At 47.2% G+C, this 26033-nt stretch carries 27 protein-coding genes and 1 pseudogene; 5 read left to right on the top strand and 23 right to left on the bottom strand.

What is annotated here, in order from left to right:
* The first annotated feature begins 4 nt into the window (after window positions 1-4).
* On the top strand, window positions 5-685 hold the full coding sequence (locus tag M0M83_RS03375; RefSeq protein ID WP_110076287.1) for a hypothetical protein: 681 nt from the start codon (window positions 5-7) through the stop codon (window positions 683-685).
* A 92-nt stretch (window positions 686-777) separates the two neighbouring features.
* Here the strand turns inward: M0M83_RS03375 and traN are convergent, their stop codons facing one another.
* The 7 genes from traN to M0M83_RS03340 are packed head-to-tail and all read right to left on the bottom strand — an operon-like array spanning window position 778 to window position 10553.
* Window positions 778-4476, bottom strand: coding sequence for a conjugal transfer protein TraN (traN, locus tag M0M83_RS03370; protein ID WP_248467610.1), 3699 nt, complete (start codon window positions 4474-4476; stop codon window positions 778-780).
* Window positions 4477-4478: 2 nt separating this feature from the next.
* Window positions 4479-5507: a TraU family protein gene (locus M0M83_RS03365; protein ID WP_004249369.1), complete on the bottom strand. Its 1029-nt coding sequence runs from the start codon at window positions 5505-5507 to the stop codon at window positions 4479-4481.
* The gene (locus tag M0M83_RS03360; protein WP_237902857.1) at window positions 5491-6618 is read right to left on the bottom strand and encodes a TrbC family F-type conjugative pilus assembly protein; all 1128 of its coding nucleotides are present in this window, start codon (window positions 6616-6618) and stop codon (window positions 5491-5493) included. The genes M0M83_RS03365 and M0M83_RS03360 overlap by 17 nt, the downstream gene beginning before the upstream one ends.
* Before the next feature lie 7 nt (window positions 6619-6625).
* Entirely contained in the window at window positions 6626-7138 is a 513-nt protein-coding gene (locus M0M83_RS03355) for a S26 family signal peptidase (protein WP_197386151.1), read from the bottom strand.
* Window positions 7122-7469: a plasmid-related protein gene (locus tag M0M83_RS03350; protein ID WP_197386150.1), complete on the bottom strand. Its 348-nt coding sequence runs from the start codon at window positions 7467-7469 to the stop codon at window positions 7122-7124. The genes M0M83_RS03355 and M0M83_RS03350 overlap by 17 nt, the downstream gene beginning before the upstream one ends.
* Window positions 7462-9861, bottom strand: a complete 2400-nt coding sequence (gene traC / locus M0M83_RS03345; RefSeq protein ID WP_248467608.1) for a type IV secretion system protein TraC — start codon at window positions 9859-9861, stop codon at window positions 7462-7464. The genes M0M83_RS03350 and traC overlap by 8 nt, the downstream gene beginning before the upstream one ends.
* The gene (locus M0M83_RS03340; protein WP_248467606.1) at window positions 9861-10553 is read right to left on the bottom strand and encodes a DsbC family protein; all 693 of its coding nucleotides are present in this window, start codon (window positions 10551-10553) and stop codon (window positions 9861-9863) included. The genes traC and M0M83_RS03340 overlap by 1 nt, the downstream gene beginning before the upstream one ends.
* A gap of 241 nt (window positions 10554-10794) precedes the next feature.
* Between M0M83_RS03340 and M0M83_RS03335 the strand changes: the two genes are divergently transcribed.
* Both M0M83_RS03335 and M0M83_RS03330 read left to right on the top strand, forming a co-directional pair.
* The gene (locus M0M83_RS03335; protein WP_248467604.1) at window positions 10795-10941 is read left to right on the top strand and encodes a hypothetical protein; all 147 of its coding nucleotides are present in this window, start codon (window positions 10795-10797) and stop codon (window positions 10939-10941) included.
* Between the two features lie 43 nt (window positions 10942-10984).
* Entirely contained in the window at window positions 10985-11641 is a 657-nt protein-coding gene (locus M0M83_RS03330) for a hypothetical protein (protein WP_025611037.1), read from the top strand.
* 271 nt (window positions 11642-11912) lie between these two features.
* On the opposite strand, the pseudogene M0M83_RS21955 reads toward M0M83_RS03330, so the two are convergent.
* The 9 genes and pseudogenes from M0M83_RS21955 to traL form a co-directional block, all read right to left on the bottom strand.
* Window positions 11913-12011: pseudogene (locus M0M83_RS21955) on the bottom strand (TraA family conjugative transfer protein); the annotation flags it as partial.
* A 153-nt stretch (window positions 12012-12164) separates the two neighbouring features.
* Complete coding sequence (locus M0M83_RS03325) at window positions 12165-13103, bottom strand: nucleotidyl transferase AbiEii/AbiGii toxin family protein (protein WP_248467602.1); 939 nt, start codon at window positions 13101-13103, stop codon at window positions 12165-12167.
* Window positions 13096-13887, bottom strand: coding sequence for a type IV toxin-antitoxin system AbiEi family antitoxin (locus tag M0M83_RS03320; protein WP_001896349.1), 792 nt, complete (start codon window positions 13885-13887; stop codon window positions 13096-13098). The genes M0M83_RS03325 and M0M83_RS03320 overlap by 8 nt, the downstream gene beginning before the upstream one ends.
* 220 nt (window positions 13888-14107) lie before the next feature.
* Complete coding sequence (gene traA, locus M0M83_RS03315; protein ID WP_248467601.1) at window positions 14108-14494, bottom strand: TraA family conjugative transfer protein; 387 nt, start codon at window positions 14492-14494, stop codon at window positions 14108-14110.
* On the bottom strand, window positions 14491-15063 hold the full coding sequence (locus M0M83_RS03310) for a TraV family lipoprotein (protein WP_248467599.1): 573 nt from the start codon (window positions 15061-15063) through the stop codon (window positions 14491-14493). Before M0M83_RS03310 ends, traA begins: the two co-directional genes overlap by 4 nt.
* 74 nt (window positions 15064-15137) lie before the next feature.
* Window positions 15138-16427, bottom strand: a complete 1290-nt coding sequence (locus tag M0M83_RS03305) for a TraB/VirB10 family protein (RefSeq protein ID WP_008844783.1) — start codon at window positions 16425-16427, stop codon at window positions 15138-15140.
* Between the two features lie 2 nt (window positions 16428-16429).
* Window positions 16430-17329: a hypothetical protein gene (locus M0M83_RS03300; RefSeq protein ID WP_423811128.1), complete on the bottom strand. Its 900-nt coding sequence runs from the start codon at window positions 17327-17329 to the stop codon at window positions 16430-16432.
* Window positions 17310-17936 (bottom strand): TraE/TraK family type IV conjugative transfer system protein, encoded by a 627-nt coding sequence (locus tag M0M83_RS03295; RefSeq protein WP_028870242.1) that lies wholly within the window; start codon window positions 17934-17936, stop codon window positions 17310-17312. The genes M0M83_RS03300 and M0M83_RS03295 overlap by 20 nt, the downstream gene beginning before the upstream one ends.
* The gene (gene traL / locus M0M83_RS03290; RefSeq protein ID WP_000433891.1) at window positions 17933-18214 is read right to left on the bottom strand and encodes a type IV conjugative transfer system protein TraL; all 282 of its coding nucleotides are present in this window, start codon (window positions 18212-18214) and stop codon (window positions 17933-17935) included. Before traL ends, M0M83_RS03295 begins: the two co-directional genes overlap by 4 nt.
* Window positions 18215-18394: 180 nt before the next feature.
* Here traL and M0M83_RS03285 point away from each other — a divergent pair, with 180 nt between their 5' ends.
* Window positions 18395-18718 carry a type II toxin-antitoxin system RelE/ParE family toxin gene (locus tag M0M83_RS03285; protein ID WP_210234517.1) on the top strand — a complete coding sequence of 108 codons (324 nt, stop codon included), beginning with the start codon at window positions 18395-18397 and terminating at the stop codon, window positions 18716-18718.
* Window positions 18715-18993, top strand: a complete 279-nt coding sequence (locus M0M83_RS21660; protein WP_000058216.1) for a helix-turn-helix domain-containing protein — start codon at window positions 18715-18717, stop codon at window positions 18991-18993. The genes M0M83_RS03285 and M0M83_RS21660 overlap by 4 nt, the downstream gene beginning before the upstream one ends.
* A gap of 25 nt (window positions 18994-19018) precedes the next feature.
* Here M0M83_RS21660 and M0M83_RS03275 read toward each other — a convergent pair whose 3' ends face one another.
* The 7 genes from M0M83_RS03275 to M0M83_RS03245 form a co-directional block, all read right to left on the bottom strand.
* On the bottom strand, window positions 19019-19654 hold the full coding sequence (locus M0M83_RS03275) for a DUF4400 domain-containing protein (protein ID WP_210234518.1): 636 nt from the start codon (window positions 19652-19654) through the stop codon (window positions 19019-19021).
* Window positions 19641-20201: a conjugative transfer protein gene (locus tag M0M83_RS03270; protein ID WP_248467596.1), complete on the bottom strand. Its 561-nt coding sequence runs from the start codon at window positions 20199-20201 to the stop codon at window positions 19641-19643. The genes M0M83_RS03275 and M0M83_RS03270 overlap by 14 nt, the downstream gene beginning before the upstream one ends.
* Before the next feature lie 9 nt (window positions 20202-20210).
* Window positions 20211-22031 (bottom strand): conjugative transfer system coupling protein TraD, encoded by a 1821-nt coding sequence (traD, locus tag M0M83_RS03265; RefSeq protein WP_248467595.1) that lies wholly within the window; start codon window positions 22029-22031, stop codon window positions 20211-20213.
* 48 nt (window positions 22032-22079) lie between these two features.
* Entirely contained in the window at window positions 22080-24230 is a 2151-nt protein-coding gene (gene mobH / locus M0M83_RS03260) for a MobH family relaxase (protein WP_248467593.1), read from the bottom strand.
* A gap of 119 nt (window positions 24231-24349) precedes the next feature.
* Entirely contained in the window at window positions 24350-24823 is a 474-nt protein-coding gene (locus M0M83_RS03255; RefSeq protein WP_001145412.1) for a hypothetical protein, read from the bottom strand.
* Window positions 24823-25104: an ECs_2282 family putative zinc-binding protein gene (locus tag M0M83_RS03250; protein ID WP_001067695.1), complete on the bottom strand. Its 282-nt coding sequence runs from the start codon at window positions 25102-25104 to the stop codon at window positions 24823-24825. Before M0M83_RS03250 ends, M0M83_RS03255 begins: the two co-directional genes overlap by 1 nt.
* A 93-nt stretch (window positions 25105-25197) precedes the next feature.
* A complete protein-coding gene (locus M0M83_RS03245; protein WP_248467591.1) occupies window positions 25198-26031 on the bottom strand; it encodes a restriction endonuclease in 834 nt (277 codons plus the stop codon).
* Between the last annotated feature and the right edge of the window lie 2 nt (window positions 26032-26033).

Below are 26033 nucleotides of genomic sequence, written 5' to 3'. Positions count from 1 at the left end.
TAAAATGAAGTCAAAGTGGATATACTTAACAGTTGAAAAAGATCCCGATGAAATTATCAATTCGCTTTTAAAATGCCACTTTTCAGAAGACAAAAGTTATGGCTTTGAAGTTATTTCTATTGATAATGACGAAATAGAAGCTTCGTACTTCGAACAAATAACAATTCTTGATATATTTACACTCCCTGATGGTAGAAAAATTGAAAACAAGCAAATAAAAATCATAAATTTCGATTTCAGATTAATTAAATTCCAGAATCATAGATACATCATCGAAATATCATCACCACCTAGAAGCATTAAGACTTTTATTGACAAGCTTGAACTAACGCTAGACAAAGAAACCTATATCAGCAACGTACAAATTAACATAAATAAATTTATAACCCACCTTGAAGAATCAAGAGAAATAAAAAATGTAGACATCTCTTATCTTGCAGCATCAAACATTAAGATTGACGCTAACAATATTGCAGACATCCAAATTAGATCTAGAAAATCCATTTTAGAATCACTAAACAAAGTCTTTGATGAACAGTCGTATAACTTCAAAAGCATACATGCGTCTTTTTTTTATTTCGATGAAAAATTTAAAATGAAAGTTTCGAGCAATGGCGGAATTGAGTCATCCAGCCCTAACCATGGTCTAATTATTGATTTTCTAAAAAGACAGGAAACTCAGTGATGCCCCCCTCAAGTAGACATTATTATAAGTGGCTAGCTCTAGCCACTTATATGATTATATAACTCAAAAATGTAATTAAACGTCGAACATACTTAATATTGTTTATACCCCGAAATTTCTTCTGTCGCCTCCAGACGCAGTTTCTGGGTATCCATTCCGTTTAGCCTTTCAATGGCTCTATCTGCGGCACTTTGACGGTTTCCATCAACGTTTAGCGTACTTCCTGCGCCTGTGAGTCGTTCCAGATCCAGTGACGGTACTTCGGGTAGGTTGCCTGTTATCGATAAGATACCTATCCATTCATCCAGATTGACTTGGCTCCAATCTACCTGGTTTAACTGACTCGCGGTTAAACCTTCACAGTTTGGTGACTTCGCACTGCCCCAACCAAGGCCCAATTGAGGACGTACTTGTTCTTGAATGATCCGTGAAAGCGGCGAAGTAAAGCAGCAATATGACTGCCGTTTTTCAACACAGGCACCTAAGAATTTAGACTTGCAGTAAGAGCCAATGTAATGGCAACTCTTCAATACCCGCTTGGCGTTCATTTCAAACTCGCTCTGCTCACATTCCCAGATAAGCTGAATGAGGATCATGGTGACTGAATAAATCATGTAGGCCGTCATAACCGTACTCAGAACCGCGCCCGCAGCGCCACCCAGCGCAAAGTTACCACCCGATACAACACCATCGGCTCCAACCGCGCCACCAACGTTACTAAACAGTGCCGATTGCGCCCCCGAACCAAAGGTAGAGCCTACCCACTCAGCCGTTTTGTTGGTCAACACCTGCATAAAGCCAGTCGCAGCTTGCTCCGCTCCCGCGCCAGCAGCCGTTGATGGCCCAGCCCCCATGAGAGAGTCCCATGCAGACACAAAAGGCTCTTTAACCGCACTCCAGGTACTCGTGATCGGTTCCCTAAGCGTATTCCACGATCCATAGATTGCCGAAGACGGATTCATGGCCATGACTGCCGTATCAAGCTTGTTAACCGCTACTATCATCGTGATGTAATCCGATAACGACACGCCACTTGGCTTTTCACAGCAATCCACTATACCTCCAACGGCTTTTTTGCACTGGCCAGCATTACCTTTAAAGACCGTACACTCGACGTTATCTTGGCCATCAGCTCCCGTGCATGACATATCATTGGTCATAAACTGCGCCGCATTAAGCATCGCAGCTGCTTCTGCAAAGTTAGCCTGCTTGATTGACTCTGGCTCTAAACAATCTGTGCCCATACAGCGAACTGGCCCCTCACAGTTGTATTGAGTTTCCATTCGAGCATTTTGCACTTCAACGCTTTGTCCGCAGTCATACACCAAACTTTGGATATAACAGAAGCCTTCATGACCAGCCCCGCCTTCAGTGCATTCGGTTCTGACATACTGGCAGGCAGGGTTTTGCTCTAGCGTGGCACACGTATTGGTGGTCGTGTTTTGTCCGTTATTGACGATGGTTTGTGTATTACCATTGGCATCTACCCAGCTATCTGAGCTGCCCATGTTGAACTCTGGATGAGCAGTCGAAGCATTGTAGGTCGCTCTTGCCCTCCAGCATGAGAGCCCCAGTCCATCAGAACTGCCGCGACTGGTTAAATGAGCAGGAGACGAAACTACCGCCGGATAAAGGCTTCCAAGATTGGCCAACTCGCCACTACCAACCGTTAACTCGTCGATTCGTTTTGTGCCCGTATCCAAACACTGCCACTGCACCGCAGTAAACTGATCCGTTTGCATCAAGCATTGGTCTATGCCTGGATCACTTGATTGATGAACTACCTCCTGCTCTAAGTACTTGCCAGAGAAGGTCAATGAAGCGCTCAGTTTCGCAGGAGCCAAACACTTCTGAACTTCTCGGCTGCAAGTATCGAAATCGACTTTGTTCCAGCCGGACTCGCATCTGGAACGAGTGATTTCCTGGGGTTCATGCCACGAAATAATCGACCCATTAACGACCTTGCACAATGAGCCAACCAAGGTTCCTTTTGGACAGGTCATTTCAGGGTATTTAATGGACGGTTTCGTCTCAGTCACCGTCTCCTTATTGCCCGTCAATGAGAGTGTCGTTTTCCAACCATTTGCCTTGGATGGCGACTCGGTGATTTTTATCTCAGTATTTTGATTATCAAAAATACTCAGCGTCGCGTTTCCAGTTTGCATGGTGTTACTGTGCTGAGGAACAAAACTGAGCGTTTCGGAGCTAAAGCAACCACGCTCAATGGACCAGCTTTGTTGATGGGTTTCAGCCGATACACGTCGCTCTAACTGACACTGAGTAAGCGTGCTGATCTTCTCGCACACCTGGTAATCCGGTACATGCTTGGTTTCAGTAAATGGCGTAATCGTCTGAGTAGGCTCACAGGCCTCAAAACTACTCGGCATAAGATTGGATACCACACACTTTGGATCGCTGGTTTGCAATCCACAGTCATAGGTATCGGTAAAACGAATGCATTCACCTTTATCATTGGTCTCGGCACATTCTGACGACATGAAGCCACAGGAAGGATTCGCTTCAAGCACTTGGCAGGCCTGATTTTCAATCCCCTTATAGCTTTCGTCATCCACACTGACTTGTACACGCCGACACAAAGGCGATATGCCAGTCACAGGGCTTGGGGCAAAGTAGGATTCACAAACTGAAACACCATTGACCACCGTACATCCGTTGGTTGAAGAAGGCTGATCCGTGCATTGAATGCTGTAGTCTGAAAACTTTGTCGGAATATCCGCTGCTTGTTCGATACAGGATTGCGGCGACCAACTATCATTCATCACCACCTTGGTTGGATCAAAGCGTACCTTGATGCGTGCATACCCCTCACCACTACCAGTGACCGATACGCGAATTTTTACCGGCACTTCTAAACCTGGTTCTACCGTTTTTAGCTTAGCAGTGAGATCGGTATTTGGATTGCGCTCCCAACTGGTACTGAGCTCGCAGCGGCCAGCCGTTTCTGGTGGAAAGTTATTGTTCGGCCCAGACCAGATTTTCTGATCGCCAAGCCACACTTGCATGTAGTCATCCCATTTTGCGTACTCAAGAACGGCTGAGGTAATCGCATCGGGATTCACGACTTTGAGTGTGATGGCCTGTTCAAATACTTTACAACTGCCACTCCAGTAGTTGTCGCCAATTCGTCCTATCCAAACTTCAAGACACCCCTCACCACAAGAGCGAAGGTTCATCGGCCCTGAAACATGCTCAATGATGCCTGCCGTGTAATCGTGAGTAATAGTGCAGCTGTTAACCGCTGTATTGAGCCTGTCACATTGCTGGTAATTTGGGCTACCCTCACCTTGAGACTCACAGCCGGGGAAGCTTTGGGTTAATAGATTTGGGTCAGTTTGAACCGCATCAGTTAATGCCCAAAGCAGATCATTGACCATATCTGGCCGAGACCTGTCTTTGATTTGCTGGAGCGAGCGAAACGCCTCACTCGTAGCGCCACTTTCGGATGCCATGCTCTCTTGGCGCTGCGTCCCCAATTGATTCATACTGGCATCAGAGCCATAAACGCCCGTTAAGACATCCAATGAGCCCTGATCCATACCAGGGAAAAGCTCTTGCAAGTTAATGGACTCATTACCACTGCCATTCGGCACCGACAATGTATTGCCATTGAGTGCGGGCATCGTCCAGTTTTGCAGCAATTGCTTACCTTCCTGTTGTCCGCTTAGACCGGATTGGCGCTGCACATCAGCGGCCACACCATGTAAGGGCAAGCACGCCATAGTGATAGATAAAATACCCGCTAACACTCGGGTAAAAAATGTTGGTTTCATAGTTAACCTCCCGAGTTACAGCAGTCTTGCCAGCGCCACAAAATGTAGAGTGCATCTTCACCGGCACCTGGGATTGTTCGCCACTCTCCCCATTTCATGGTGCTTTCACCGATGACATGCGCACTTTCAGTTTCCGGCACAGGGAAGAACATACTCATCTTGTATTGGGATTTCGGCAGCATGGGTTCGATAACAGGTCGGCATAGCGCACTGTTCCCCATTGTTCGCCTAGCAAGACCACGCCTGTGTTGAGCCGCGATTGCACGCGCCGCTAAATGGCTGGTGTTTTCTGCTAATGAGCCAAAGGCTAAGGTGTGGCCAGATAACGGGTAGAGATGGCCCCAACTGCCAGCACACCAAAACAACTGGTCGATGGGTTTACCAAGCGTTGATGAAGCAGCGTCAGCGGTACAAGCAGATATAGCCAATGGATTGGCAACGGCAGCCGCTTCAGGCTGAGTAAAAAAGGCCAGTTCATCGTTCAGCCATGTTGGGTCCAATTCGGACAAATACATCAAGTCAAAGTCCATGTAACCATCGGCATTGCAATTGCCATCCATGAACAAATCGAGCATGACCAAAAGCGGAAAGGCGTAATAATGGTAATGGTAGAAAGCGAGATCACCGGTATCGTATTCACCCTCGCCATGACCACCTTGCAGTCGCCTATCACCTAACGGTAAACGAATCCCTCCCAGGGACGGCGAACAGCCCGGCGTTCTGACCAATTCAATCAGACGCGCTGGCTCCCACATGCTGGTAACAATACCTGGCCTTGGCACGCCTAAGTTATCTTCACATAAGCAAAATGACTTGTTTGATGCGCCGCTTGGGACACTACCAGAGCCAAGAGGAAGACCCGCAACTCGGATAGGAAAAATGCATGACCAGCAAACATCCGTCAGCAACTTACCCGACAATAAACCCGCGTCTGGGCAGGTCAGTTCGGCTTTTGCAGGAATAGATGCGCCAAGGACAAACATGACAACGAGAGTCCGCAACAGACGATACGTATTATTGAGCTTTTTCATGAACAAGCTCCTTTGCTGGAATTTCTTCTATTTCAAACGCGAGCCCCTTTGCTTGAACAAACGATGGGGTGACTTGCAGATCAAAGCGCTGCTTTAGCGAGGCATTGAGAAGGTAAACCGGACTATCCAATGTCTTTTCGAGCGCATTGAGGCGATTCCAGCCTTGGGCACGGTCGAGCTGCGTGGTGATAAGCGTAATGCGGCGCAGTGTCCTATCTTGCGTCTCAAGCCAATGCGCTACTGCGTCCACTTCTTCAGCGTTCGACGCATTAAACACCACAAGCTGCTGAGTGAACGGCAAGGCATTTAGCGGGTTAATACGCGTTCCTGCTGGGATCAATGTTCGGCCATTGGCATCCAATAGTGGCCGCTGCATGACGATGGTTGGATCAACCATTCTTATCCGATACTGCGTGGCTTTGGGTAACTCAGTAAATGTTTGGCGAGACCAGAAACGCTCAATGGCTTTTTTCTTTAACGCGCCCAAGTCAATCGACTGTAAACGCTGCATCGCTACTTGCATCAAATCCGGTTCTAAAATCGAATGAATAGGACCGCGTTGACCCAATGAACCGGTATTGCCTGTTTCAATTTGACGCTGCAACCAGTCCTTGCTGTAAACCCCTAGTGCACTTGCAGTCACCTTGTCATCTTTTATGCGGAAAATGGCAGGCACGCTAGTCACCCGCCAGTGCACAAAGGCTTTCGGATCGATTCGAACCTGAGGAACAGGATCAAGCCCCGTCATCAGGGTATGCCAATCACGGATAGCCGCCCCCAAGGTCTTTCCTTCAGGAATTCCCCGAAACAACACAATAGCGCCGGTAGCACTGGCCTCTTTAAATAGCTGCTTCAGTGAGGAATCCCCCAGTGAAGACGACGCAAATATCAACCATTCATCGTTGTGTTTGCGCGACTTAGGTTGTTCAATCGGTGAAAAAGGCTCGATAAATTCAGATGAACCATCCACAGCACTTTGTAAAATGCTGCGGCTCATTTCGACGATCTTTTTGTCTTCGTCAGACAACAGAAAAGGCTCTTGTGCCCAGGACACTTGAACCCAAGACAATGGAGCAACCAACAAAAATAAGAGACATAGTCTTTGCATCATCTACCTCCTACCAAAGCGGCCAAGCACGACCGACAATCTGCTCGCGCTTAACGGCATTCCAATAACGGGAGTCGAAACTCGTTGCGGCCTCACCGGAAAACCAATATTCGTTTTCTTGTAGCGTCAATGAGCGTCTAAATTGTGATTCCGCCACACCAAGACGCTGGGCTAATGCCATGCCGGTAGAGACTTCAGCACCGTTCACCAGCACATGCTCAGGCGTCACCTTGACTTCATCCCCAGGCATCCCTGTTAGGCGTTTAAGCATCCGAGTACCGTCGTTATATAACGGAGCGAGTCCTTTTGAGTGGAAGGCATACAAACCATCCTTAACGGGCTCTTTATTCCATAGGTCAATCAGATACACCGTGGTATCAGGCAGGCATCGCTCTTGCTGGGTATCGATACCTATTCGGTAGCGCATCATGGCGTAGGTGCCTACCACGGCCATGATTAACGCGAGAGCGGTCAACCGGATGAGATATGGCCGCCAAGGCATTCTTTTACGGAGTATCTGCATGAGACACCTCCTTTGAGCCTACTGGCACAAATACGGAGTCATCAGCACCCACCACCGCCTGGGCATCCAGCACGATAAAACCGGCTGCTTTTAGCTTTTCAATTTGCTGATTGGTCTGAAGCAAACTGGATTCGATGTCTTGTTCGCTGGCATTGGGGCCCAATGACAACACCGCCTCACCAAAATCCACGACTGCAATAGGCGTACTTAACGCCAACTGGCTGTGGATGGGTTCGAGTGTTTTCATTAAGAGCCAACTGGTCATTAAACCGCTACCAGCAATAGACAAAGTAATAGAGGCCATAAATGGCCAAAGCGTGGTCTTATTCATAGCCTCGCTCCTTCAACAACTGAGAGATGGCATCAGCAACAGAAAGGCCTTTGCGCGTTAACTGTTTAATCGCGTTTACATCTTCTGCACGGGACGAGTACAACAGCTTGTGAAACGGATCGACGATGAGGCGGCCAATCCCGGTGCCCATTTCGGTAATAAAGAAAATTTCGGAATAGACACCAGTGACGGTATGAACCGTTTTCAGGTACTCATAACCGCCTTCACCTAGTGGCAAGCGGCCTTCTTTTTTGAGCGCGTTGATGGTTTCAGCTTTTTGGCCAAGCAGGTACATATTGGCCGAGTTTTCAGCGATGGCTTTACCTGTAGGGCTGTCATACAAATCGTTGACCGACTGCGTTACCGTTACAGCACTGCCGCCATATTTTCGAAATCGACGGTAACCCGTTTCGATGAACTTACCGACATCACCTTGAGTCAGCAGATCCCACGCTTCGTCGATAAACACAATCTTGCGACGATCCCGCTCACCTAAGTACATCTCTTGTTGGATTTGGTAGATAAGCTGAAGCAACACCACTTGTTGCAGGTGCTTACGCCCCTTGAGTTCTTCTAACTCCAGAACGGTGAAACGGTTTTTGAAGCGAATATTGTTGTGGCCATTAAAGAAGCGGCCATATTCGCCCTGTGTCGTAAACGGATAGAGCTGCTCACCCACGTCTTGCACACGTCGGTCTTCGTGATTTTTCAAGGCCTCTGCCACATCATCAACCAACATGGCACGACCTTTTTTCTCCCACAGTTCACGAGTCTGACGCTTTAGATTGGCCATCTGAAAATCGGTTAATGACTGCGTAGGTGCAGCCATTGCGGCCAATAACCCAACCAACACATCAGCTTCTTCGTCATAGTCCTCAACGATTTCAAACGGATTTAAGCAAATGCCACTGTCTCGCCCGAACTGTAAGAACTCACCGTCATAGACTTCACACAGCTTTTCATAAGAGCGGCCAACATCAATCACCCAGCATTGCCCGCCTTCTGATAAGTAGGAAGAGATGATTTCGTTCACCAGGAAAGACTTGCCCGACCCCGATTGCGCCGCTATGCAACAGTTGTAATTACTGCCCGAGTCATAAAGGGACACACTCATGATCTGGCCATTACGGGAAACAAAGTTAATCACTGGCGTGCCTGTACCTTTCCAATCCGCAAACAAAGGCAACAGAGGGATCACATGCCGTGTCGCCATGGTCTTGAATCGAAACAAGTCGTTCATAGCCTGGCGGTCAGCACCAAATGGCAAGGCATTCAGGAAAATGGGCAAACAGAAGTACTTGTCTTCCATCAGCTCAAATCCGAGTTCTTTGAAATAAGTTCGAGCATTTGAAACAGAGCTGATGGACGCTTCTTCCGTTGGTGAAAACAGCGTCAAAGTCATATTGGCCCGAATAGGACGATCACCTTCTTGCAAAGCTTCAAAAAGAACATCAAATCCCTTTTTCTTGGCTGCAAGCACCGGCACAAACTTGAGCATCGGGCCATAGGCCTGATTGACCGCCCATTGACGCTTCGTCTCTAGACGAGATCTCATCGCCTCGGCTGAGGGAAAGTGAATGGTGACATTCAGCAAAAAGCTTCCGCGTAAACCGCGACTACCCGTCATCATATCGCCCGCAAAACTTGCGGCATGACCAAACCAGATCCGCTCAGGCAAGCGCTTAAATGATAAGGTTTTAACTCGGTAATCGCCCAGCATCAGACCTTGGCTATCCACCTTGATAGCTCGGTCATAATCCAACACTTGCTCTCGAAGTGGTTTATCAGCCTCACTGCGGATTGGTGATGGATTACGCCAGGAAGCACCTTTTCCCCAGTTAAGCTGCGCACTTAATGCTGCGAGCCAGTTTCGGTCAGTCATTTCAGTGACGCGAAAACCAACCGTTGCCAGCGCTTGCGAGAAAGAAGCCCTAAGCGCGGATGCTCGACTCAACTCACGCTCCGTCGGTATAGGACTTTCCAAAGGCAATTTGCAAGTGACGATCAGTTGAAAGTTGCGTACCTGAGTCTGGGTTGATTCTTCTATCGGTTGAACCGTGCCCCCATCGAGGAAGTCCGCACGTTTGCGTATCGACGCCCTGAGCAATGGATCGGATTGACGATGCCGTAAGCTCATCATGCGCTGAAGGTCGGTTTGAATATCAGGCGAGGCGTACAGGCCAAATTGCAGCAAAGTGTCTTTTGGCCAGTCGTTGTTGAGTAGAACATTAACCCTGTCTGCAACAGACTCATCACCACCGGGCAAGGGGTCACATAGAAAACCAAAGCCAACACTTTGGTCTTCCATGAAAAACAGTTGCTCATCGTCGGAATAGGCCAATACAGGCAATAGCTCTGAAGCGCGTTGCCCTGAATACAGAGAGGCTTTCATTAACGCCCCTCCAACCAAGCAGAAAGATCATAAGGACGGCCTCGGCTGATGCGACCATCATTGGCGACAATGAAAGGCACACCTTGAATGCCCAGGATTTGAGCCGTCACCAGGGTACGCTGCATTGGCTCTAAGTTGCAGGCATCATCCTGTTCTAGGTTACCAATCCGGCCATTGAGCAATGCATCGGTGGCCGCTTTCTTGTCACGCGCACAGCCAAGCTGGCGAACCTGACGCTCTGAATCAGGACCAAGCACTGGCACAGGGAGAATTTGGAAGGTGTATTCTTTGGTTAACGGTAAGGCTTGCTTCAAAAGCTCATGGCAGTGCGGGCATCGTGGATCAATAAAGACCACCACTTTCTTTTTGCCTTCGCCCAGCGTCAGTGGGTTCAAATCATCCATTTTTAAGCCAAGACGACTTAAGTCCAGCGTGTTACCAGCTTCACGAATCTCTTCAAGGCTGGTAAGCGGCTTTTTCGACCAGGCATCATAGAGCGTGCCATCAATGACGAACCGGCCACTGTCTGACATGAAAACAATACGGCCATTGCTTTCGACCGCTTTCATACCCGTGACCGGCAAAGAAACCATGCCGTCAATTTTGCCAACGGGCGACACTTCAGACACAGGTTCAGCTTGAACCAATGGAGACAGCGCAAGCGCCAGAATAATTGGAGATAGTTTTCGCATGAGGAGTCCTCGTTAATGTAAATCGAGGCTCCAGTCTATGCAGTTGTCCTATGTGGACTCGGTTAGATAGATTGAAGAATTGGGTGCCTTGCTAGGCATCCTATTCTCCCGTTGACCTAGAAAAATTGAAAAATCAGAAAATATCAGTAAATATCACCAATTATCATCAAATCATCAGTCGCGTGATTTTTTGCCCTTGATAGCATGTGCCTTGTACTTTTACATAAACAAGGAGACAAAAATGTCTAAGCAAAACAATCACAACTCAGATATGACAAACGCCAATAAGGGTACGTCTGGTACTAACAAGACTTACTCACAAAACCAAGGAAATCGAGGGTGGCAGATGAACCCTAAAAATCCGCAGAATGGCGGTAAGAAAAAATAAGTTGTGAAGGGGGCTTAATGCTCCCTTTCCTTTAAGGGACTACATGGACAAGAGCAAAAACAGTAAGAAAAAACCGTTCAAATGGACAAGAGAACTTATTCGGCTTGCACTGAACGACGGGTGGACGCAACAAGAGATTGCCGAAAAATGCAGAACACAGCAATCCATCGTAAGTGCTTGGAACAAAGGTTCGAAACAAGGCACGGAACAACAACTGCTGCCTTTGCTCAATATCTATGGCAACAAAATTCGTCGAAACAGTTTTAAAGTTTATTGGTCATTAAACACTGAAACTATGGAGAAAACCTTTTACCGTGTTGAAGGGAAGGTAATTCTTAGCCAAGCATTTTATGATCCGCGAAGAGACCAACGAGGCAAACTGGTCAAAAAAGTTCCAGAGCTAAAACTCGTGGTACACCATCAAGGGGCCGATCAGTTTCGCGTCGTCAGTCAAAGTCGATTGACTTTCAGGCATACGAATGAAGAACTTGATCATAGCGTAGAGGATGCTGTTTGGAATTCGCATGTGCTCGAACCTTTAACTACGACGCAGCTAATCGATTTCATTGATCACTATTCCAATGAAAAGTTAAGCAGATACCCAAGTGATGCTAATACGTTGCCGTTCTTAATCAGACAATCTCTTTTAAACCATGGATTCCCAGTGTCGGGTATTGTTGAATATCCTGCCGTTTGGTAGTGTGTAAATCCAACCCAAAAGGAACGAGCGCCTAAAGCGCAAAATATCAGGCTAGTAGCCTGTTTGAATGTGCTCCCTCAAGGAAAGCCCCGCTAACTGCCTTTTGCAGTGGCGGCGCTAGCATTCTTTTCGGTATTCATGGCCGCTGCTTGAAATCAAGCTAAGTGAATGGGAAACCTATTAACTGAAACGCCGTCATGATAAACGGGTACGGGGAGGGATGACGCCCAAGCCGTCAGATATCTGGCCGCTTGGGCGTTTTTTATTGTTATCAGGTGCCCAGTAAGACGGCGCTGATTGCTGGAACTGTTGTGCCAATGACTTCTTGAGTGCTGGCAACGACAGGTAAAGTTGCAGACATAACACTTTTATCGCCTACAAGCGATGACAGAAGCGCCGTTGCTAGCCAACCGGTTTAGCTGAGCCCGTTTTTTTACACCTATGTGGACTCGGTTAGATAGATTGAAGAAATCGCAATCTAACTAGGGGGGCTTATAGCTCGTTGAGGTTTGTTATAAACGAATTACTCGGCGTTTGCGTTAGCAAGCCAATCATCAAGCACTTGCTTCAATTTATCTAATTGCTCTTGGTGTTTTGCTTGATTCTTTGCCAATTTGTTAATGTTCTGCAATTTCCAACGAATCGCTGGCAAGTCTGCTGCATTAGGATAATCAAACAATGCCCAGTCAGGTTGCCCTCTTTTGAATGACATAAGGAAAGCATGATCCCTTTCTGTGAAATGTTTTTGCAGTTCAATTAACATCATGGGCCTAACAGAGGCTAAGTCTTCGCATTCAACTTTTTCAAAAGTCATTCCGTCAAATTCTGCCTGAAATTTCTCATTCAGAGGCTGCCAGTTTGGCGACATGACTTCATTAATAGGCCGAGGGTGACTTAATGTATAGGTTAAAAAACCCACCAAAATCTCTCTCGAAATCCCTTCACTGCCCAGTAACATACGCACATCAAATAAGTCGCGAGGATGTTGGCGATCCATTGCAGCACACAATTTCCCACCATACAGATCGGGAAGACTGACTACCTGAATCTCAGCATAACCAAACTCGTCTTCAACAGACGCTTGAACTGGCATTATTTCTGCACTATGCAATGTACCTCTGGCGACGGGCGACACTTCAATTTTGATTGTCGCAAATGGACTTGATACAACTATTCTCAGTTCATCAGCTTTATTATCCTGAAATGCCGCTCTGATATCTGGTTGAGTATTGATTTTGTCTGTAATGCGCTGCAATGCAGCCCTGACATTAATCAAAGCCTCATCTCTTGGTTCAAGTGGAAGATAAGCAAGATCAATATCTACAGATAACCGAGGAAAATCTCTCACAAATAAATTAATGGCGGTGCCACCTTTAAGTGCAAAAACCGTCTCTGTTGCTACCACAGGAAGCATTCTTATGAGCAAGGAAACCTGTTTGTAATATGGGCTATCTTTATCCATTATGTTGTTCACCTTTTTTGACGCTTAATATCTCTGGCACTGTGATTTGATATCGCTCATCAAAACGTCCTTTTTCGACAACCTGCCGCTTTCCTGCCCCCAATTTAATTCTTGTTTCATCTATGCGATTGACCCACTGGTGATCGTAGTATCGACCCAGAAATAGAAATATTCGGTTTGCCTGAACAGAGCTGCTTCGCTCAAGAATATCTTGTACTTTTCTAGGGCTAAGATTGACTAAACCCTGAAATAATTCTGCGACATGCTCAAATGAAATCAGCTTTCCAATCGCGTCTACCACTTCATAGGCAGCAAGTTCTGCACAGCTGACAGTGAGTTCTTTCTCTTTAACCGTGATCCTTTTCAAATCTTTCTCGGGATTCACTTCAAGCTTATGGTTTCCACAGTAAAACCAATTCTGATAAGGGAATTCACGAAACCATTTCGGTAAGGACGACTTGTTTTTAACGCAAATCCAAACTTGCTCTTTGTTCAGCTGTAAATAGTGACTCAGTCCTTGGTGAGTTAAGCTGCTCAATCCAGCCAAATGAACTGAAACGCCCAATTGCACATCCAATGCTTGAATGGCATCAACCCAAGTTGGCTTTATATCGCCCTGCGCATTTGGACGATAGTACACACCAGAACTAAGCTTCTTCAGCCAGCCATTCTGAGCATACTTTTGAGCCAGGGAGTAGCTCACGCCGTTTTCAGTCAGCCATTGCTGAAGTACTAGTGCACCAGGAGAAGTATGAGCAACAAGCCAGTTTATTTTAGATGACATTTTAACACCCAAAGTATGAATATCACGAACAGTATAAACCATACAGTTTATTACGATAGGAATTTTAACACTTTAGGTATTAATATGCCAAATACTGTAAACCAAGTTCGTTAATGTGGCGTCGCTGAAATGAAAAGGTCTACACAACATTACCAATAACCCGATGTTGTGTAGACCTAAGTTTGATTGCCTTAAGTGAACTGCCTAATATGGCTCACATTCAGGTGCCCAGTAAGACGACGCTGATTGCTGGAACTGTTGTGCCAATGACTTCTTGAGTGCTGGCAACAACAGGTAAGGTTGCAGACATAACACTTTCAACAACTGTTGGTGTGTTGTAGAGACCCATACCGCCACCAATGCCCAAGGCAAAGGCCATCAAGCTTTGGCGAGCGATACCGCCCACAATACCCACCAGTACCATGGCTCCCGCTACGATCCGTCCCAAAGTACCTTGGGTCCAGTCTTTTAGGGTATCCCACACATCGGTGAAAGCATCACCACCGGTGCCCGCAAATGAGGGCTCCGAAATCATTAACGCCATTAAACCAAGCGCACCAATGGTCATTAGGCGCTGAGCTTGAATGGTGCGAACTGCATTTGTCATTCGTTAGTTTCTCCGTAGATACTCAAGTTATCGCGCTTACCATCAGCTCCCGCTGAGGCTGAATCGCTTTGAGTCTGAAGTGGACGTAGCACTGGCGAAACCGTTCGAGGTGCTGACACCCCAATATCCCACCGGCGCGGTTCAATTTCGGTAAACACGTAGCTGGATAAATTCAGATCTCCACGGTCATCCTCCCAAGGCGCAATCCAAATTCGCATCACCCTTGAAGGAATGCGAATAGGTGCAGATTGCTGCGTCTCAGGTAATGCTGGATGGCTCAGCAGTCCTGTCTCTAAATCAGATTGTGAATACCCAGAGGGAGAACCAATTCGAGTCGCCACAGCATCAATCGTCTTGGGTGCAGCCCCAATACTTGTAAGCTCATAGACTTCACGAGCGGATAAACAGCGCACACCGTCAGGCATACCTGGGCATCCATATTCACTACTCCCAAGACCCAATGAACTACAGCCAGACAATAAGGTTGAGCCGACTGCCAATAAAAGTAATCCAGCTTTAGACCACTGTTTTGACTGGTGCTTTGGGTTGTTCTGCATTGCTGTCGTCATGGTTAACTCTCCTCTGGATACACATCTTATTGTCTGAAACGGACTTCGATCGGTTAGCAACATGCAGGATTTTTTCATCTTCTTGCACCTCCCCCTTGCGAAGTGGCCAACGACAACGAGGCCCCACGAGTGACTATGACTTCAATTTTCCTTGCAGCGTCTACCTCTATGACTGGGAACATATTTTCAGCCATGTCCAAATAGAACTTGGCCACTCGATCCAATGCTTTACCTGTGCCTTTAATCGCAGCGCCTTGTAATGCTTCTTGGCTCATGACTTGCTGGTACAGCTGAGTATCACCGGCATTACCCGTCTGAATCGTTGGTACAGGATTCACATCAAATGCGCCTGCCAAGCCCTGTAGGAATCCGGCCATCATCGATTTAGCCACCAGTTGGCCTTGTTTCGACACTAATCGGCCACGAATACCGGCTTTGCCGTCTTCACCTACGGCATAAGAATCCAGTCGTGTTTCAATGACGCCGCCATCTTCTCTCACACATGAAATGGTCTCGCCTCGCAAATAGGCACGCTCAGAGCTCAAATCACCGTAACCTGCGGCGATCAAGAAACACTCTTTGATATCCGCTCTAAATCGGTTGGGTAAAATGGCTTCCTTTTGAATCCTCAGCAATGCTGGAAAAGGCTCGCGTCTTGCGGACTCGTGAGTGGGGGCATCCAAACCTGTGATCAAAGTACCTGAGATGATGCTGCCCGCCGGTAGATACAAAGGCGGCGCTTCTTGCACAACAACCTCTGGTTCAGCAACCACTTCAGGCTCAATCATACGAATCGTGATTGGCGGCAATGGAACATCTCGTGCTCGTGTACCTTGGCCATTGGCTGGCTGCTGATAGAGCGGATCAGGCAGCGGCGCATTGGCAAAATAGTCGTCTGGGTTAGACGGCAGAGGCTTTTCGTCTTTGGGTAATTCCATGGCAGATAAAGGCACTTCAAAACGGCTATTTTTGCCTTCAACTGCTGCATCACCTCCTGCGCGAACATCATCAAGTTCCGCTCTAAGGCGGGCCAGCTCCGCATTGACCTCACTTGGTATAGAAGGCGAACCTGGGCTTAGCCGTCCTGAATCGACGTCGCGACGCAAGCGCTCAACTTCACGACGTAACTGTTCATTGCGCTCACTGAGTAGTTTTACGTTCGCAGCCAAACTATCGACCCCAACATCACGAGTATTGGTATCCGTAAGAATGTGCCGGATCGTTTCCTTCCGGTTCCGACTGCTTGCGCCATCGTCAGGATTAGGTGAAAACACCATAACCATAAGAATGAGACCGCCAGCAATACCACCAACCGATAGACCCCGCTTCATGTTCGGGCTCATTTGTTCCCATTGTGCTTTCATCGTTATTCACCTCCTACAAGAAGCGAAGGTCGCTGACTTTCCACTGGTTCTTCACGATGATTGCGAACAACCACATACAACTCAGTCTTTTCACCCGGCAACAAGATATTGCGAGGCCAGTAGGCGCTTGCCACTATATCTGGTGCATGACAGGCTATTTCACTGGCTTCTATCGGCTCATCGGCAAAGCTTTCAACCAGTCCTACATAGACGGTGAAGTAATGTCCCGTCACAATTTGCCCCTGCTTAAAACCAAACTTTAAGCCCGGCTGAAAACATTTTGGGCTTGTGTCAGTTTGGCCAGCTAAACGGATGTCATAGCCTTGTGGTAACTCATTTAGTGCAAGGCGTCTGAGTAAGTCACGTAGGTTATCGACGTATGGCTGAGCCGTTTCCCAAGTGGCGGCTTTTCGGTTCACGACGCCCTTAATAGGCCACTGCTGACCATCAATAGCTAAGGTGATTTCACGCGGTGGAATACGACGAGGTACTAAGGTGACTGATAATGCGGGCGCTTCCTGACCAGGCGGAGTGATGTAAAGTGAAACCGGTGATTCTTTGTCCGTGGCCACATATACAACATTCCCCTTGATTTGCGTCTGAGCATCACTGGTTGTTCTTACCTGAGGCGATTCAAACGGCGTCACAATCCGGTTCAGATGGCCAAGTGCTACAGGGATCAGTTCATTAACCCCCGGTGTCATCAGTAGCGTTGTTGGCGTATCCGCTGCAACCGAATTGCTTTGAACCGGTGGATTTGCAGTAGCAGACTGCTTCATCACACTGGCTGGCACAATCGGCAATTCCACGTCTGCATACGACGCTTGTGATAACAGAACGCCACTCAAGCTAATTGCGATTAAGCTTGGTGTCATCCATCGACTAATTTTGGTTCGCATCATTCACCCTCCGGTTTTGCTCTTGGGTCAACTTTTCACGAACTCGCTTCGTTCTAGCTTGCCCCTCATACGTATCCATCCAATTGAGTTTTGGACGGTATTGCTCAATATCGATGTCAAACTCATAGGTGCGAGTTTGGCGCTGTTCATCTCCAGATGGTCCAGAGACCAAGGAATAACCGGTCACAAAGACATGGCCGGTTTCATACTCATACTCCACTTGTCTGGGTTGGAATTTGAGCGTGACCCGGTCTTCGCGGATTTGTCTTGCCTGAATCTCCAGTGCATCGACCACTTGCTGGTACACCGCTGGAGAAAGTAGCGGCTCAATGGCAACCCGGATGAAAGACACATTACCTGGTGTCACGTTACCCATAAGCTCAGCCAGGTAGAGTCCCCAGGATTCAAGGTAAGGTTGAGTGGCTTGGTTTCGTGACACTTCAGCCGTTTCAGACAAGGTTGGTGGTTGAATAGCTACCACGGTATTGCGAGAAAATGCCGCTACCGCAAGCAGCAAATTAGATAGCACCAGCACTGCAATCAGGAACCGCTGCCATCGGTTCTCTAATTGGGTGCCTTGCCATGATTTTAAAAACACGTCGAACTTCACGGCAGATAGCTCCTGATAAATGGGTTAGGGATCGTCTTGGCTTTGGTTGGCAACAGTCCGGCCCAGTAGATGGCATGAAGAATAAAACCATCTGGGCGACCATCACGAAAACGCCGATAGAGCTTGGTTGTCACCAACCCCAACAGGCATAAAACCAAGGCATTACCGGTAAAAATGCCGATCACTAGCCCCAACAAAATGGGAGCCATCTCATCGGCACTCCAAAGCAGGAAGTGCGGCGGGTCATCGATATAGGACGGAATACTCACAGGTTCCATAGTCACTCCTCGTTGTTTGAATTGAGAAGTGAAGAATGCCTCGGGATTGGCAGGTTCAGTGGTCAGCTAGATGCCGAATTCTTGAAGGTTTTGAGGGTTCTACTCAGACAAGACGGTTAAGTTCTAGACAAACCGCGCAACCAGAGTTATCATTTATGATAACCTAAGTTAAGGATACCCATGAGCTGGAAGATCGACTTTTACGATGGCGTTGAGGAGCAGATCCTCGATATGCCACCCAAAATACAAGCTCGCATGATTAAGCTTTTAGAGCTGATGGAAAAGCATGGTGCAAACTTGGGGCCTCCTCATACTGAGTCTATGGGCGATGGGTTATTTGAAATCCGCGCCAAAGCTCAAGAAGGTATTGGTAGAGGCTTATTTTGCTACTTAAAAGGGAAGCACATTTATGTGTTACACGCTTTTGTAAAAAAATCTCAAAAGACGCCCAAAATTGAGCTCAATCTTGCCAGAGATAGACAAAAAGAGGTTCAAAAATCATGAGTCTGCAAAAACTGAAACAACGTGCTTTAGCCAATGCTGAAGTTAAAAATGAGTACGATAAGCTTGAGAGTGAGTTCAGCTTTATTGACCAATTGCTTACCATGAGAACAAAGGCAGGACTTACTCAAGAGCAGGTTGCTGAAAGAATGCATACCCAAAAAAGTAATGTCAGTCGTTTAGAAAAAGGTAATGCCAATCCAAGTTGGTCAACTCTTCTAAAGTATGCTCACGCATGTGGCTTTGAACTAACACTCAAGCCACAAAAAATGAGTTAACGTCATTCATGAGGCCTGATGGGCCTCATATCTTCTTCTGCAAGTGGCTTAACGCCAACCCCGCCATCAACGCCAAGCCGATGATCATCGACGGTAGTACCACCGGTGGAATAGCCAGCGGGGCGAACAATCCCATAAACAGCAAAATGACACCTGAGCCCAGGATAATCATGCTGTAGCGATGAATGATTGGGCTCGAAAAATCAAAGGTTGTCTTCTTAATCTTCCAGGTCATCAAGCCGTCCCAAAGCGCCGGTAACATGAGAATAAGCGCAAAGGGCAACCAGACCATCAGCAAAGCAAATCGAGTGAACACTTGATACAGCACATCAAAAAATGCCTGAATACGGTCTTCCACCCAGACAAACCAAAAGCCTCCCATGTTCTCCATCCCTTTAGAACGAAGTCGCTGTTCTTCAGTGGGGATTAGAAAATCTCGCACAGATTGCTCCATCTGCGTATCCACAATCCATGACTGATACCAGCGATGGCTAGTTTGACCAATCCAATTGCTTGTTTGAGCGCCCAATTGATTTTGGATCATCTGCTTTTCTTTACTAATGACCCGGCCAGTCCAATCACCGGGCACTAATACGCCAATGGCAATAATCTCCAGCATCAGCGCCAGACAAAGTAGCCAAACCGACTTATGCTTGCTCATGCCAAACATCCTCTTCGACTCGCGCCAGCATGGCTGCAACGGTTGACGTCATAATCCGGGCTTTAATCACTTGTTGAAGCCGCTTTGTCGTCGTATGACCGCTGACATAACGCACTTCGATGCGTCCTTCAGCCAGATACGCCATCCGATTTGGACGATTACGAATCCAGGTGTGGAAATACACACCATCTACGGCGGCCCACTCGAAATGGTCAGGATCACACAGGCGAATCCCCGTTAAAGCACTGGCGGCAGTCCAGGTCAGTGCCTCAATGAAATGCCAAAGGCGTACACTATCATCATCACAACTGACTTCTTCATAACTGCCCAAACCATTACACAGACACAAATCAAAGATGGAATGGCCATCTAACGTGAACGCGTCCGTTAAGTAGTCCGCCAAGCAATACACCGAGGCCAAAGCATGAGGCCAGTCGGTTTCAAGCAGTCTTAAAGCTTCCTTGAACTGGGGGTTATGTTGCTGCCACTGAGCGAGCATTTCTTTACTGGTAAGTGTTGTCATTTTCAGACAGACAGAATGATGCATACAGACTCCTTATGCTGCCTGTGTAGAGCTGGTTAAAATAGGAATGCGACCTTTGATCACGCGGCCACCTGAAAGCTTGGCGATGTACTCCAGGTTGGGGAGCTGGCCTAATAACTGCGGTGGAAACATATCGCCTTCTTCCTCCATCAAGCGTTCGCCATGATTGCCGGTAAACAAGGCGGGGCTGTCCGAGTTGGACGACATACCTTGAGTTTGCATGATGTACTGCAACCGAGTCTTAGGCAGATTGTCGGTAATGTACTGCTGCGTTTCGGCATCCATCACCCGAAGAGCTATCAGGTTGTTGATGTTGCCCAACACCTGACGGGCCTTAGCCTCACTGCCTGTACGAGCAGCAAAGTCAGCAAATGTCTGAGTAGCAATCACACAACGCATTTTTGCGCCACGGCCTTTGTTGAGAAGTTGAATGAAGGGATCGTTGACGACTTCAGCCGCCTCATCGATGAAGATATTTACGGGACGATTTTCAACACCATAGTTATAGCGGTCACCGGCCACGGCGGTGAGATCCGATAAAAGCAACGAACCAATGGCGCTGCCAACCATGGCGTCGGTTAATGAATCCAAGCCGATATACGCCACTTGGGCATTGTTGATAATTCGACCAGAATCCGTAATTAACCGGCTGTCATCCACATCGTTTGCAATCGGTGATAACAGTGGGCCTAATTCACTTGAGGTGAGCATATTGAGCACCGGCATCAGTGAAGCCACCATCTTAGAATAGTGGGTTCTATCATGCTCAAACATGCTCAATAGCCCCTCTAAATCGGTATTGGCGGCAACTGACTGAATGCGTTCGTAGTAGAAAAGCAGCATCGCCATGGCTTGTTTAGCCAAGGTATTGGCCTTTTCGGTAAAGCGCTTAATCTCCACACTAAAGTTCGGATATACCTGCTCACCCCAAGCCGTGACTGCTTTTACTACCAAGCCTTCTGGACCGCCTTCCAAAAATCGCCTCAACGTTTTCAGATCAGGACGCTGTGAAGTAAGCAACAAACCTTGCACTATGTTATTCAGTGCCATTTGGCCAAAGGCTTTAAATGGATCAGCACCGGTTTCAGAGGGGATTAGTGCCGCAATCCGGCTGGCAATTTCAGTACCCCGGTTAAAGTTCCTCAAGGGATTAAGACGTACTGAATGCTCAGGAAAACCCGGATGAAAATACACAAAGCGCTCAGGACTACCGGCGGCAATACAGGCTCGCTGTGCATTATCCTTAAGTTCTTTGTCTCCCTTGGGGTCAATAATAATCACGGCTTCATTGCGTAAAATGGCCTGAGTGATCATCGCATCAAAGCATCGAGTTTTTCCGGCACCGGTCGTGCCGACAATTAAGGTATGCCCCTCTGTGTGACCAACTGGCTGGTACACATCTTCTTCTTTGGGCTCGACACCATGAATCCAGGTCGAACCCATTTGCTTGCCGTGACCTTGGTTAAGCAAGGTTTGCTTATCCCGCTTTAGGATTTCATAAGCGCGTTGGGCATGACGTTGATCCCACTCAAAGCCATACCCTAACCACAATTCATCAGGATGTTTTGCCATCACCTTTTGTAAATGCGAAAGCTCCATAAAAGCCAATGGCTTACCTTTTAATCCCTTCTGCAACTTATAAAGTCGGTAAGCCTCAGGCAGGCGGTACAACGCCATGCCCGAGGAAATCCCTGTCATCCACCAAAATGGCTCAGGTGGTAGCTCAGTCAGTATTTCTGCCGCAATCGCCCCAGTGGCCCCAACCAGCCAACCTGCTGCTGCCATGGCTTCATAGTTCGTGCGCCAAGGCATCTCGTATGCGTTTTCTTTCATTCATGCTCCGCAAAATAACCGTTTGCAATCCGCTTAATTTCAAATGGATTAACGCTTAGCGTGAGCGGTAAACAGAACCGTTTCCCCCTCATCAAACTGGCATTGGTCACTGGCCGAGATCCCCCGAAGCAATTGCCCGGCTGGAATGCCATGTGCATTGGCGACTTGGCGTAAGGTTTGAATCGTGACGCGAATACCATCGGCACTATGATCCACGTCTGGGTAATCGCCATCGGTCAGTAAGATGGGCAAATCTTTCACAAAATTAACCATCTGTTGCCGCTGCGCGTTTTTGGGGTCTGTACTTGAGTTCGCATTGGGCGCAATCGGCTTTTGCTTACGCTCCGCTCTTTTGGCGGGCTCTCTTGCTTGGGCATTGGTTGTCTCAGTTCGACTCGGACGCTGTGAAGCCTCTTCGTTCTGAATTGCTACCGCTGATTCTGCGTCTTGTTTAGGAAGGTCAATCAGTGAAGTAAGCCCTTTAGAAATCGATACTTTCAGCAGCAACCCTTGCTCCTGAACGCCATCATTCGTAGTCACAGTTCTGGCCTTACGTGTCGGGTTTGCGGGATCTAGTTCAAGCCAATCTAATCGACTTAGTTCAGCAAGCAGTTTTCGGGGTGCACACCAAGGTCTTACGGCATCGGGATAGCGGATCAGTATCTGTTCACCAGCCATAATCAACGCACTGCTGGCCTCTGGGAGCCACGCCAAAGATTCAGGGAGATTAAATGCGTCTGCATCGTGCTGGTTTACGTTATTTGAGATAGTGGCATCGTTTGAATCGTTAGGCTTTTCGCATCCATCACCCGGAACATTTTCAGTTGCCTGAAGGTGATTAACATCACTGGCATGACGAAGTTCATCATCTTGTTCGGATGATTTTGTCGATGGCGACTCAGCCGAATTGCTGAGTTCAATTGATGATGACGCTTCAGGCAAGTCTAAATGCTCACTGGAGCGACTCTGAGGCTCTGCTTGTGTTTGTTGTGTTGCTTCCCAATCAGGTTTACTAAACAGTGTCACACCACTTGGTACATTCGAGCTGAACAATAAATCGGCCTCAACTATATGCAGCATGGCTAACCAGATTGGCTTGTCGTCTTTGATCAGCACTTCAGGGGCAAGGCTTTCATATCGCTCATTTGAGGTGGATTTAGTGGCCAATCCTCGCTCAATGAGGATGTCCGCAAGGGTATCGGGATCTCGTGGAATGCCAGGTATCTTGTCTTTGGCCAACAGCTCAATGATGTCCTTAGCCGCGCTTTTCCAAACCAGGTAAAGATGGGTTGATTGATTGGATTTTCGTACCCAGACTCTGGCATCTCGCTGATTAACCAGCCATTGCGAACTGGCAAGTAATCGCCTCATGGCATCAAGTAGATAGCGTTCGACTGGGACACCAAGGGCATTGTCGTCAACGGAAATGCGTTGAGCTTTCAGGTCTCGCTGGACACTGGTTTGGTCAGCTTCAATAACCAATTTGGACAGGACATGCTCTGGATCGGTATTGCCAATTGCTTCCAGCATGGCTTGCAAAATTTCAGGGCCCGGTTGGGTTAACCAGGCGAGCAATTCAGGTGTCATCACCCGGTTTAACACCAGAATTGAAAATTGCTCGTGCCGCTTACACCGTCCGTCGCGCCAGCGAATGAAATAGCGTTCAATGCTGTTATTAGTGGTCCACTGAGATAAGGTTTCTAAAAAAGGGTTCCACTGATAGCGTCCATCTTCGTCTGTAATGGACAAGTCTGAAACAGGCTTACCAATATCATGGAACAAACCGCCTAATGCCGCCGCAACACGCCACCTTGGTTCCAGCTCTTTTTTTTCAACCGGTGTGCCACTGGCAACAAAGATGATCCCTTCAGCAGCTTGTGCAGCCCAGAAAGCAACTTCCAACGAATGACGTAATAAACCACCAGCGCCACTGTGATGATGATGCTCAGAAGCTGGCAACAAATGAACATAAGCAGCCAGATGATCAATGCAGGGCTGAATTAGCCTTTGAAAATCACGCAGGTTAAAGCCAAGTACCTGGCGCAGTTTGGCAATTAGCTCGTCTTGTGTAGACTGCAAATCCTCGGGGGACGCAGCTGGCAACCCTTTCAGGAATGGCGGGTAGCGTGGAATTTCTGTATCCAGTTGCGATGACAGTTCTGGTAGTGCTTTGGTTTGAAAAAATAGGTTTTTGAACATAGTGAACCTCCGACACGATAGTGTGAAGGTTCTGTAGCAACTGAAGATGTTAGATAGCCGAAAGAAATATGCATTTATCTGTAGTTGTCTTCGTTCTAGTGAGAAAACCGACAGTTACATTACAGTGTGGGGTAAGACAGCTTTTCATTGTAAGACTGGGCATCATCCTCCCAAACTAGCCGAACAACATGCTTTCGTTTCGTTTGCATATGAACAGCGGCTATTAGCTCAACGGCTTGATACTTTTCGAGGCTTTCCATTGGAAATTTGTCAGTCACTTCTGATTCAATAACTAAATCGTTACCTTCGGGGAACTCAATTCTGACGTTTCTTGCAGTAGCAGCACCTTTATTCCAAACCTTAAGCCGATACTTACTGCTGCCAAGTTTTATAATTGATGCACCAAGGTCAGCTTGTTTTCCTTTCAGAGCATCTTCATTTTCTTTTTCCAAGAGAATGGTGTTTAGCTTTTCCTGGCTTTCGACAAGTGACTTCTGCCTCTTATTAAAGCTGACCGTTTGCCATGTTGCGTAGCCAGATAAAAGGAAAGCTAATCCAGCTATCACATCACCTGCATCAATAGTTACTGGCATTACTTAATCCTTATATTCTTGCTACCAGAAAAAGCCTTTTTTAAAGATTTACGTAGTTCGTCTTGAACGTCTTTTAAAACTTCTTCCTTGATTTCAGAAAGGTGCTCGTCAATATTTTCGCTATTCTCTTGAATAAGCTCATCTTTATTAAACTCTCGGTCACAAGATGCACAAGTCATTACTTGTATTGTTTCATCGCAACCGTCTTCGTATGAAAAGTCTGAACAGCCACAAGTCGGGCAAAGCAAGCTTATACTTCTATTGTATTTTTCAGGATTCATTCTAACTTTCCGTTATGTGAGTGGCCGTATTTAACCGCATATATTCAAGAACTAGACAATGCACGTTGGAGTTCCTTTGGTGCTTATTAACAGTTAAAGACCTAAAAACCAGCCAGGATCAACTGTTACTTTTTCAACTAACTCTGTTTTAACGCCTAAACTAAGTTCCTTAAGCTTATCGGCTAACTGATCACCATCGACCAAGTCAATCGGAGCAACGCCATCACGGTTGGCTTCTTCAATCGCAGCTTTTGTAAAGTTACCTGTAGTGATAAACATCCCACGATCAGCTCTACCAACGGTTGCGCCCCTAAAATCACGGATCTCGGGAGCCCCAACGGAACCTTTGTACTTTTTACACTGAAAAGCGATATGAAAGCTCATCAAACCGTTGATTCGGGCAATTCCTTTGCCATCGATACCACCATCACCCGTGCGACCAGTCACTTCAACATGGATAAAGCCTGATTCTCTCAATAACCTCTGTGTTAGTCGCTCAAACGCATCCGGGCTCATTTCTTCAATTAGCACATGATGCAGTTTTTCACGCCAAAGCATAGCCTCTTCAGGGGAGTCATCGGACGACAGTTCTGGAGTAGATGTCGTAGCATTAGTCTGTTCAGGCTTGCGGTCCAGTGCTCTAACAAAGTTGACAATTTCTCTGCTATCGATTTCCGGTTCCTGTCTAGCTTTATCTGTAAGTGCCCAAACGCCACGAGATGAGTTTTCAAGGTATCCAGCTTTCTTCAGGTAGGTTCTAGCCCATGCTAATCGATATCCAACTTCAGTTTGGCTACTTTTTTCAGGGTTGTGCAGAACAGCCAAAGTACCCTCATCAAACTTCTCAAGCTCGACAACTTCTTCGTATATCTCGTCGATACTGCCTGAGCCCCCAAGGTTCACTAATGCCTTTATTAGCGGTAGCATAA

The organism is Providencia rettgeri (assembly GCF_023205015.1).
In the GTDB taxonomy this organism is placed as follows: domain Bacteria; phylum Pseudomonadota; class Gammaproteobacteria; order Enterobacterales; family Enterobacteriaceae; genus Providencia; species Providencia rettgeri_E.
Note: the sequence above shows the minus strand (reverse complement) of the source record. Positions and strands in the feature narration are given on the sequence as shown.